Below are 9,753 nucleotides of genomic sequence, written 5' to 3' on the forward strand. Positions count from 1 at the left end.
ATCGGGCGTCTTGAAAAAATCCTAAATAAAACAATTTAAACCTTTGTTTTATTTAGCTTGTCTTTTTGCCGAACGTCATTCCATAAAGTATCCATTTCCTCCAGAGAGCTTTGGTCCGGGGTTTTGCCGAGCGCTTTCAGACGTTGTTCAACGAACTGGAAGCGGCGGGTAAATTTTCTGTTTGCCTGACGAAGGACAGTTTCGGGATCGAGATTGAGATGTCGCCCCAAATTAGCGACAACAAAAAGAAAATCGCCATACTCTTCAGCAATATCCTCGGCGCTGTCTTCAAGGGCAATCTCGGTTTTCAGCTCGCCCATCTCCTCATGAATTTTGTCGAAAACCTGATCAATGGACGGCCAGTCAAACCCGACCCGCGCGGCGCGTTTTTGCAGTTTTACCGCCCGGGTAAAGGCGGGCAGGTTGCTGGCGACGCCGTCGAGAACAGAAGGTTGTTCCCCGGTCTTCATCTTGGCGGCCCGCTCTTGCGCCTTGGTTTCCTCCCAGGCCGTTATTTGCGCCTCTGCTGTCGGGATGTTGTCGTTGCCGAAGACATGCGGGTGGCGGCGGATCATTTTGTCTGAAATTGCGTCGATCACGTCATTGAAATCGAAATGGCCGGCCTCTTTTGCCATCTGCGCGTAAAAGACAACCTGGAACATCAAGTCGCCAAGTTCGTCCTTCAGCTCCGCCATGTCACCATCGGCGATGGCATCGGCAACTTCATAGGCCTCCTCGATAGTATGCGGCGCGATTGTCTCGAAATTCTGTTCAAGGTCCCAGGGGCAGCCGCCGTCAGGATCGCGAAGTCGCGCCATGATCTCAAGGAGTCGGTCGATGGAAGCGGGGGGTGGGGTCTGGACCATGAAGGAAGCTTTCCTGAATTAAAGGCGTTTGTTAGTTTAATGGATTTCCTTTCACTTGTGCCAGACGTAAACTGGCAAAAAAGGTAATTATCTTAAGGCAGGCATGACGGAAGAAACACCACCGAAGCCCAAAAAGGCCCGAATACCGAAGGAGCCGACATCGAAGTGGCTGCGCGATCAGGCACTGCGCTATCTCAACCGGTTTCCGGCAACGACCTTTAAAATGCGCCAGCATCTAATGACCAGAGCGGCGGCGGGAGCGGAGCTGTTTGACGTCGACGATGCCGAGCTCGGGTTTCGCATTGAGGCGGAGATTGCCCGGCTTGTTGCCTCAGGTTTTATCAATGATCGGGAGTTTGCGGCCAGTAAAGCCCGAGTAATGGCGCGGCAGGGAAAATCCGTCACGCAAATCGAGCTCAGGCTACAGGGTCTCGGCTTTACGGAAGAGGATCAGGAAAACGCCCTAGAAGAGCTTGGAGAGGATCGGCGGGCCCTTGATCTCGCCGCCGCCGCTCGATATGTGAAACGGCGTAAATTTGGCCCCTATAAGCCGGCGCGCACCCGCGAGGCCCGCGACACTCGTGAGATGGCCTCGCTGGCCCGGAGCGGTTTTTCCTATGATGTGGCCCGGACGGTGCTGGATGCCGACAAAGCAGAGGAAATCGAGGACCTGATCCGCGGTGAAGGATAAAGCCCGTCCGGGCCAGCTTATGGTATCGTGCGGGGCTAGATAAATATCTGTTCACCCTCGACAAAGATGGCCTTGTTGAAAAGTCGTAAATCCAGCGGGTTCGGCAGTCTCACATCCTCTAGGGTTGGTCGCGACCTGTCATGCTGGGTAAATTTTCGGTCTATTTGTGAGATGAAAATCAAAATGCAGCGGGTGGCTTTTGCATATTCCTTTAACACCTCGATCTGCTGTTGAAGGGCAGGGTTACTACGTTTTTGGTCCAGCAGTTGCAAGTAATCCATTGCAATTAAAGAACCTTCTTTAATTAGATCCTTCGTTTCCTTGATAATATAGTCCGCTGAAATATCGTCGGAAAAGTCAAGTCTCAGATGCTCTTCATATGTGTCCGGGCCCGCGAGTGCGGTCAGCTTTGGCCTGATGTCATTGTCCGTATATTCAAACGAGAAAAACAAGCATAGCCGATCTGCTTTGGCCGCTTGCAACATAATCTGTAACGTCAGCGTCGTTTTTCCAAGGCCTGGCCGGGCACCGATAAGGACGAGGTCGCCCGGATTTAAATAGTCCAAAATCTCTTCCCGGGATCTTGGAACAATGGTTTTTGCCTTGGATTGTAAAAGGCTCCAGGACAGGAAGCCTTCGCTCTTGGCGATCTGGTTTAATGCCTCGACCATCGTAATGGACTGTGCTCTTTTCAGATCTTTTGCTCTTTGCATTAGTATATAGACAGGTGCTGTAAGTTTCATGGAAACCCCCAATTGCGGGCCGATAAAACATTCCCTCCTTTTGCCTCAAACCCCAATTAAAGGTCAAAACGCGATCATCAAAACTCTGCACTCAGGTGCTTTCCCGTTGAAGGGGGGAGGCGCGAGTTTTCGCACCGGATGAGTTTAGCAGGTTCGCCTGACAATTCAAGATAATGGTCGCAGCGTACACGTTTGGCTGATGCTTGTTGAACGGTGATGATGACACAGTAGCGTGACCAGTCGGTACAGACAGGTATCCGTTATGACTGCCCGATGAGACGTGGGTAATGGAAACCGGATAAGCTAACACAAGATGTCTGGATCAGCGGTCGGGAAGTATCCTGTTCCTTAATAGAATTATGCGCATAATATATATTATGGAAAATAATAGATATAGGACGAGAGGGGGCCTAGGCTATAGATATTACTGTGTCTCATACCTTAACGTGGCTTTCTGCGCATATACATCGTTCTTAGCGTATATCAAGCACGCCTTTCATGGATGAGCGCCCTGAAAATGAGGATTAGATGATGCATTGCGGCTCAAACAGAAATAACCATGCCGTCATAGGCCGGTTCGACGCCTGCTGGCAACTCATTCAGCAAGGTCTGGTAATCCAGATCCACATGCATGTTCGTCAATATCGCCCGTCGTGGTTTCAGTCGTGCAATCCATTCAAGGGCTGTTTCTAAATTGACATGGGTCGGATGCGGCTTATAGCGCATGGCATCCACAATCCAGGTATCAATCCCGTCGAGAATTTCAAAGCCCTTGTCGTCGAGATTAACAAGATCGTTGGAATAGCCGATGGCGCCCATGCGGAAGCCCAGACTGGTGATGCTGCCATGATCCTGATCAAACGGAATAAACTCGATATCCCCGATATTGAACGGCCCGTCAATAAAATGCTCATTTAAGATAGCAGGATAAGGATTTCCACCAAGCTGCCGGAAACAATAATCAAATCGTTTCATCAGGATGGAAAGTGTCTTGTTGTCGCTCCAGACTTCCATACGCCGGCGATTACGGATAGCAAGGACGCGCAGCTCGTCAATCCCGTGGCACTGATCGGCATGTTCATGGGTCCAGATAACCGCATCGAGATCTTCGACTTTGGCATCGAGCAGTTGTTCACGGATATCCGGTGATGTATCAATCAGGACCTGCGTATTCTTCTCCTTCACCAGGATTGAGCAGCGACGCCGACGGTTCTTGGGTTCCGTAGGGTCACAGGCTCCCCATTCATTGCCAATGCGCGGAACACCGCCGGACGTGCCGCAACCAAGTATTGTAACATCCATCAGGTCACCGCTCTATCTTATTGAAAAGGTTGAAAAAATTATCTGTTGTGATGGCTGCAAGCTGGTCCGGATCAATGCCCTTGATCTCCGCGACTTTTGCCGCTGTATGGGTAACGAAGGACGGCTCGTTGGATTTTCCCCGTTTGGGCACCGGCGCCAGATAGGGCGAGTCTGTTTCCACAAGTAGCTTTTCCACTGGAATCTTCGCGACATGATCGCGTAAATCGCCGGCGGCCTTGAACGTTACGATCCCGGAGATAGAAATGTAAAATCCTATTTCCATAGATTTTTCAGCGACTTCCCAGCCAGAGCTAAAGCAGTGAATGACTCCAGTAAAGGGCCCCTTCTCATATTCTTCGCGTAAGATATCAATGGTATCGCGGTCGGCATTCCGGGTATGGACAATGAGCGGCAGGCCGGTTTCACGGGCGGTGGCAATATGAATTCGGAAGGACTTCTTCTGCAAGTCGCGCGGGGCATGCTCATAATAATAATCAAGTCCGGTTTCGCCAAGGGCGACGACTTTCGGATGCTGGGTGAGCGAGATGAGTTTCGCCGTTGTCACCTCGTCCGCCTCGCTCTCCGCCTCATGTGGATGCACACCGACGGAGCAGTGAATATTGGGATAGGCCTCGGCAATTGCCCGCACGGCATCGAATTCGCGCAGTTTAGTGCCAATGGTCAGCATATGGCCAACCCCGGCGTCGGCGGCGCGGGCGACGACAGCGTCGAGCTCGCTCGAGAGCTGCTCGAAATTGAGGTGGCAATGGCTATCTACTAACATGCTGTATCCAATTACTCTGTTTAGCTGCCCATGCGTTCTATCGCCAAAAACAGGTTGAGGACAACCTGTTTACGATCAAGATTGACCGCATCGGATTTTTTTATCAACCGGTTTCCCTTTTCCCAAAGATCAACCCAGGCATCGAGCGGATGCGCGACAACAAGCCGCTTCATGATATCACTCTCGCCGTGAATGAACTGACCGTCGGTAAAATTACTGCTGCCTGCGCGCACCATCCGTGAGAGCCACCAAGGATAGAGCTCGCAAATCGTGCGATAGGCCCCCTCCCCGTCCTTCCGCCCGACGCTGTCGGCAAGTCCGTGGAGCTTTTCCGCGTCAAGCCGGGGATAAGTCTTCAAAATATCGAGAAGCCCGGCAAAAATGTCAAGACCGCCGGTATCCAGCAACTGTAATGCTTTACCGGGGCTTCCATCGGCCATTGCCAGCAGCATGTCGACCTGGTCAGGTGACAAAGTGCGACTAAAAGGCTCAAGCACGGAGCGCATATCCGTCTCGCTTAAGGGGCGTAACGGCAACTGGCGGCAGCGGGAGCGGATGGTCGGCAGCAGACCCGCCGGTGTATGCGACAGCAGCAGGAAGACTGTCTTCTCTGGCGGTTCCTCCAGGATTTTCAGCATGGCATTGGCGGCGCTTGAGTTCATCTCGTCCACGGGGTCGACGATGACGACGCGCCAGCTCCCCTCCGACGCCGTGAGGCGGAAAAATCCGGCGCGGGCGCGCACATCGTCAACACGGATGACGGTGAAAAGCTTTTTATTTTTCGTATCATACTGGCGCTTTAAAACGATAAGGCCGGGATGAGCCCCTGCCTTGATCTGCGCAAGTGCCGGTGAGCCATCCGCGACATTAAGACTATCCGGAGGCCCGAACAGCCCCCCTTCCCCCGCCCCTTGCGTCAACAGGAATTTCGCGGCCCGATAGGCAAAGGTCGCCTTGCCAACGCCTTTCGCGCCGGTAATCAGCCAGGCATGATGAAAGCGGCCGCTGTTGAAATTACCGAGAAATATCTTTTCGGCCGTCTCATGTCCGATAAGGCGGCGGGTGTCTTGTGGATGGGGATATTTATCGAGCTTGTCGGGGACGGGCACTTCGCTCATGTGAGCAATCGCGCACGGATCACGTCACGCATCTCGGTCTGGATGACGTCAACCGAGCGCGACGCGTCAATAACAACGCAGCGGTCCGGATTGTGGGCGGCAATATCCAGAAAACCTGCGCGCAACCGTTCATGAAAGGATAGGTCCATTTTCTCGAACCGGTCTTCGTTATGGCTGCGCCCGCCAGTGCGGCGCAATCCCTCCGCGGCGGGCAAATCGAAGATAAAAGTCAAGTCGGGTGCGAAGTCACCAACGGCAAAGTCATGCACTTGCTGTACGACCGCCTCACCCAGCCGATTACCGTAACCCTGATAGGCCATGGTTGAATCAGCAAAGCGATCAGAGATGACCCAGCGCCCGGCCGCCAGCGCCGGCCAGATGGTTAGGCGCAGGTGATTGCGGCGCGAGGCATAAAATAACAGCGTTTCCCCGATCGCATCCCAGCGGTCCGGGTCGCCGGTCAGGATCAGCTCCCGGATCTCGTCTGATCCCGGGGCTCCTCCGGGCTCACGGGTCAGCAGGGTTTTAATTCCCTGCGTGGCCATAAACTCGGCAAGCAGTTTTGCCTGTGTTGACTTTCCGCTGCCATCGCCGCCTTCAAGGGTGATGAATTTTCCGCGGCGCGATCGGGATTTTTCCATCAGGTTCGTGCGTCAGTTCGCCGACGGACCAAAGACGAGATACTCAACCGCGGAGGTGAGCCGCTTGAGCGGTCCTGGCCGGGTAATATCCTGCGTGGCGACGAGTGGCACCGTCACCGTATCCATGTCAGGACCAGAGACAATAAGCTGGGCGATCGGAGTTCCTTTCAGGATCGGCGCCGGGACAGGCTCATCATAGACGACCTTGACAACCATCGATTTGCGCGCCTGACGGGACAGCGTAACCAGAAGGTCCTTCTCGACTGTCACGGGAACCGTTTCTTCGTTGCCAAGCCAGACGCGAGCGTGGTCAACCACGTCCCCGGCCTTGAACAAGGCATAGTTATCAAATTCGCGAAAGCCCCATTCCATCAGCCGTTCGGACTCGCGGCTTCTTTCCTGTGTACTGGAGAGGCCATTGACCACAACCACAAGCCGCCGTCCGTCCCGTTTCGCCGAGCCGACGAGACCATAGCCGGATTCTTGCGTATGTCCCGTCTTCAGGCCATCAGCATCGGTCTCCTTATACAGCAGCGGATTTCGGTTCCCCTGCTTGATATCGCTATAGGTAAAGTCTTTTTCTCCGAAAATTTCATAATCTTCGGGGAATTTCGTGATGATATATTTCGCCAGCAAGCCAAGCTCGCGGGCTGTCATCCGATGTTCGGGGTCAGGCCAACCGGTTGCATTCTTGAACGTGCTTTTTTCAAGGCCAATCTCCCGGGCGTGGGCGGTCATGGCCTCGGCAAAGGCCTCTTCCGATCCACCCAGTCCTTCGGCGACGACTATGCAGGCATCATTTCCGGACTGGACGATAATCCCGCGCAGGAGATCATGGATACTGACGCGAGTATCCACTTTGACGAACATTTTGGAGCCGCCTTTTTTCCAGGCTTTTTCGCTCACCGGCAGGGTGTCGTCGAGTTTGAGCGAGCCGTCTTGTAACCGCTCGAATACCATCGTGACCGTCATCAGTTTGCTCATTGATGCTGGCGCCATCAGCACATCTGCATCTTTTTCGAGCAAGACAGCGCCGGTATTCACGTCAAAAACAAAGGCTTCACGCGCAGGAGTTTCAATAGCTTCCGCCGCAGCACCGAGAGGAAGGGCAAAGCAGACGACCAGCAGTGGCAGCATCCGCGCCAGAGCAAATAACCGATCCGCCATCTTCACATTTTGTAACATTTTCATTCCATATATTTTCAATTCAAATCACCTGAACAGTCCGGGCTTTCCTGTAAATCAGTATTTCACCCAATTTGGGACTGATCATTCAACAATAATCCGCGCGTCTTTATGCCCGGTATTAATGAGACTTTCGAGGACCTGATCGGCCCGGGCGATGTCCGTCACCGGCCCCACGCGGACGCGATAGAAATCCTGTCCGTTGACGAGCGCCTGGCTGACCTTGCTCGGCCCCAGGTTTGACAGGCTGGCGCTCAGGACATTCGCGTTATTGTAATCGACAAAGGCACCGGCCTGAATGAATATTTCACTGTCGGTTACCGGGCTGACCGTTACCACTGGCTGTGCGGTATTGTACGAGGCCATTTGTACGGATGGTTCCGCCTTCGGGGCCGGCAATGCCGTGTTTCGCGGTGCCGGTGCCGACTTCACGTTCGACGGCGGGGCAAGGGAATCAGCGACGATAGTTGCCCGCGGAGCGGCGGCGACATTATTGCGCTCATTATCCGGCGTGTCCGGCTTGGCAACCATTTGTGTTCCGTCCGCGCCGTTTCCGTTCACGATTTGAACCCGGACCTTCGCTGTTCCTTTCTCAATGATGCCTAGCAATTTGGCTGAGCCGTAGGAGAGGTCAATGATACGCGAATGCGCGAACGGGCCTCGGTCATTTACGGTGACGACGATGGACCGGCCGTTTTCCAGGTTTGTCACCCGCACGTCGGACGGCAGCGGCAATGTCTTATGCGCGGCAGTCAGCTTGTTCATATCATAGATCGCGCCGTTAGCGGTGGGACGCCCATGAAATGGTTCGCCGTACCAGGAGGCTATCCCCGTCTCGTCATACCCGGTATCAGCTGCCGGATAATACCAGACGCCATCAATCTGGTAGGGCTTGCCGATTTTCGGCTGTCCGCGATCAATCCCCCCGTCCGCCGTATCCGTCTCTTGCGGGCTTCCCGAACTTCGATATTTTTTCGCTCCATAGCTGAGCAAGTTGACTTCAGAACAACCAGCGAGGACCATGATCCCCGCCAGCATGATGATTAATCCCGATTTTTGTCGTAGCCACATAATCTGTTACTCATTTTTACTGGTTGGTTTTAACATCTATCATCCATCTCCCAGCAGATCGGCAAGCTGGCCGACAGACATGGCGAAATAGGTCGAACGATTCCATTTCAGGATAGTCCGGTAATTATTATAGACAAGGAAGGTCTGCCCGTTCCCGCCCTTGGGCTGGACCAGCGAGCCCATCAATTGCCGCGTCGGCAGCGCGCTTCCATCCACCTTGCGGACCCCGAGGGCCTGCCAGTCAGCCATCGGCTTGATGACATCGAGATCGATAAGGGAGGCGTTGAATTTTCCCGGCAACGTCACCTCCCGCCCCCATGTCTGGTCCCCTTCCCAGCCGGATTTCGACAGGTAATTGGCGGCAGAGGCAAAGACGTCGGCCTTTGTTCCCCAGATATCACGCTTGCCGTCCGCATCATGGTCGACGGCGAAATTGACGAAACTCGAGGGCATAAACTGCGATTGCCCCATGGCGCCCGCCCAGGACCCCTTCATTTCCGCAGCAGTGATGTCATGCTCGTCCAGAATTTTGAGGGCTAGAAAAAGCTCCTTTCGGAAATACGCTGCGCGCCGGTTGTCATAGGCCAGTGTCGTCAGGGCATCGATGACGTTGAACCCACCCGTATAGTTTCCATAGCGCGTCTCCACCCCCCAGAGAGCGACGATGAAGCGGGGTTGAACGCCGTATTTCCGCCCGACTTCTTCAAGGACAGAATGGTGCTCCTTAAGCAATGCCTTGCCGGAATCAATGAGGGACTGCGGCAGCCGCTTTTCCATGTATTGCTGGAAGGTCTGGGTCACCTCGGGTTGCTTGCGGTCAAGGGCAACCACTCGTTCCAGCAGCTTGACGGTGGAAAAGGCATCTTCGACCGTTGCCTGGCTTATCCCTTTTTCCAGCGCCTCGATCCTTATTTTTTCCACGAAAATATCAAAGGGCTCGGAGGCGGCGAAGACCGGATTTGAAAGCGTAAACAGTAAAATTCCCAAGAACGACAAACCGATAAGACGCGCAGATTTCTTTGCCATTGGAACTCCATTTTACTGATTTCCCCTTTTTGCCATAAATCCCGCGGATTCGCAACGGTTTCAGACGAAAAAACAGTGCTGCGTGCGCAAAAGCGCCGCGTAATGTCCGGAATATTCGATTTCGCGGGCAAATATCATTGACAGTGCAGAACGGGAACTTTAAACGATCAGGAGTTACGCAGATCCGCAATCGATCCGGTTGAGGCGCAGTCCGGCATCCGGACCCGCCCACCCGCGGAGGGTTGGCAGAGCGGTTGAATGCACTGGTCTTGAAAACCAGCAAGGGTGCAAGCCCTTCCGGGGTTCGAATCCCCGACCCTCCGCCA

General features: G+C 53.8%; 10 protein-coding genes and 1 tRNA gene. 2 read left to right on the forward strand and 9 right to left on the reverse strand.

The window, feature by feature from the left end; genetic code table 11:
* Positions 1 to 35 precede the first annotated feature (35 nt).
* Positions 36 to 866, reverse strand: a complete 831-nt coding sequence (gene mazG, locus ACESNI_RS12685) for a nucleoside triphosphate pyrophosphohydrolase (protein WP_373087336.1) — start codon at positions 864 to 866, stop codon at positions 36 to 38.
* 103 nt (positions 867 to 969) lie between these two features.
* Between mazG and ACESNI_RS12690 the strand changes: the two genes are divergently transcribed.
* Positions 970 to 1,557 (forward strand): regulatory protein RecX, encoded by a 588-nt coding sequence (locus ACESNI_RS12690; RefSeq protein WP_373087339.1) that lies wholly within the window; start codon positions 970 to 972, stop codon positions 1,555 to 1,557.
* Positions 1,558 to 1,592: 35 nt separating this feature from the next.
* Here ACESNI_RS12690 and ACESNI_RS12695 read toward each other — a convergent pair whose 3' ends face one another.
* The 8 genes from ACESNI_RS12695 to ACESNI_RS12730 all read right to left on the reverse strand — a co-directional run bounded on the left by ACESNI_RS12695 (position 1,593) and on the right by ACESNI_RS12730 (position 9,427).
* On the reverse strand, positions 1,593 to 2,312 hold the full coding sequence (locus tag ACESNI_RS12695) for a DNA helicase (protein ID WP_373087342.1): 720 nt from the start codon (positions 2,310 to 2,312) through the stop codon (positions 1,593 to 1,595).
* Positions 2,313 to 2,843: 531 nt separating this feature from the next.
* Positions 2,844 to 3,602 carry an MBL fold metallo-hydrolase gene (locus ACESNI_RS12700; protein WP_373087345.1) on the reverse strand — a complete coding sequence of 253 codons (759 nt, stop codon included), beginning with the start codon at positions 3,600 to 3,602 and terminating at the stop codon, positions 2,844 to 2,846.
* Between the two features lie 4 nt (positions 3,603 to 3,606).
* A complete protein-coding gene (locus tag ACESNI_RS12705; RefSeq protein WP_373087347.1) occupies positions 3,607 to 4,386 on the reverse strand; it encodes a TatD family hydrolase in 780 nt (259 codons plus the stop codon).
* A gap of 20 nt (positions 4,387 to 4,406) precedes the next feature.
* Complete coding sequence (locus tag ACESNI_RS12710; protein ID WP_373087350.1) at positions 4,407 to 5,504, reverse strand: DNA polymerase III subunit delta'; 1,098 nt, start codon at positions 5,502 to 5,504, stop codon at positions 4,407 to 4,409.
* A complete protein-coding gene (gene tmk, locus ACESNI_RS12715; protein WP_373087353.1) occupies positions 5,501 to 6,145 on the reverse strand; it encodes a dTMP kinase in 645 nt (214 codons plus the stop codon). The genes ACESNI_RS12710 and tmk overlap by 4 nt, the downstream gene beginning before the upstream one ends.
* A 12-nt stretch (positions 6,146 to 6,157) precedes the next feature.
* Positions 6,158 to 7,330: a D-alanyl-D-alanine carboxypeptidase family protein gene (locus ACESNI_RS12720; protein ID WP_373087356.1), complete on the reverse strand. Its 1,173-nt coding sequence runs from the start codon at positions 7,328 to 7,330 to the stop codon at positions 6,158 to 6,160.
* 84 nt (positions 7,331 to 7,414) lie between these two features.
* Positions 7,415 to 8,401: a septal ring lytic transglycosylase RlpA family protein gene (locus ACESNI_RS12725; RefSeq protein WP_373087359.1), complete on the reverse strand. Its 987-nt coding sequence runs from the start codon at positions 8,399 to 8,401 to the stop codon at positions 7,415 to 7,417.
* 39 nt (positions 8,402 to 8,440) lie between these two features.
* Positions 8,441 to 9,427 (reverse strand): lytic transglycosylase domain-containing protein, encoded by a 987-nt coding sequence (locus ACESNI_RS12730; protein WP_373087361.1) that lies wholly within the window; start codon positions 9,425 to 9,427, stop codon positions 8,441 to 8,443.
* 236 nt (positions 9,428 to 9,663) lie between these two features.
* Here ACESNI_RS12730 and ACESNI_RS12735 point away from each other — a divergent pair.
* Positions 9,664 to 9,753 (forward strand) — tRNA-Ser (locus ACESNI_RS12735).

This window comes from Sneathiella sp. (assembly GCF_041689005.1).
GTDB lineage: Bacteria > Pseudomonadota > Alphaproteobacteria > Sneathiellales > Sneathiellaceae > Sneathiella.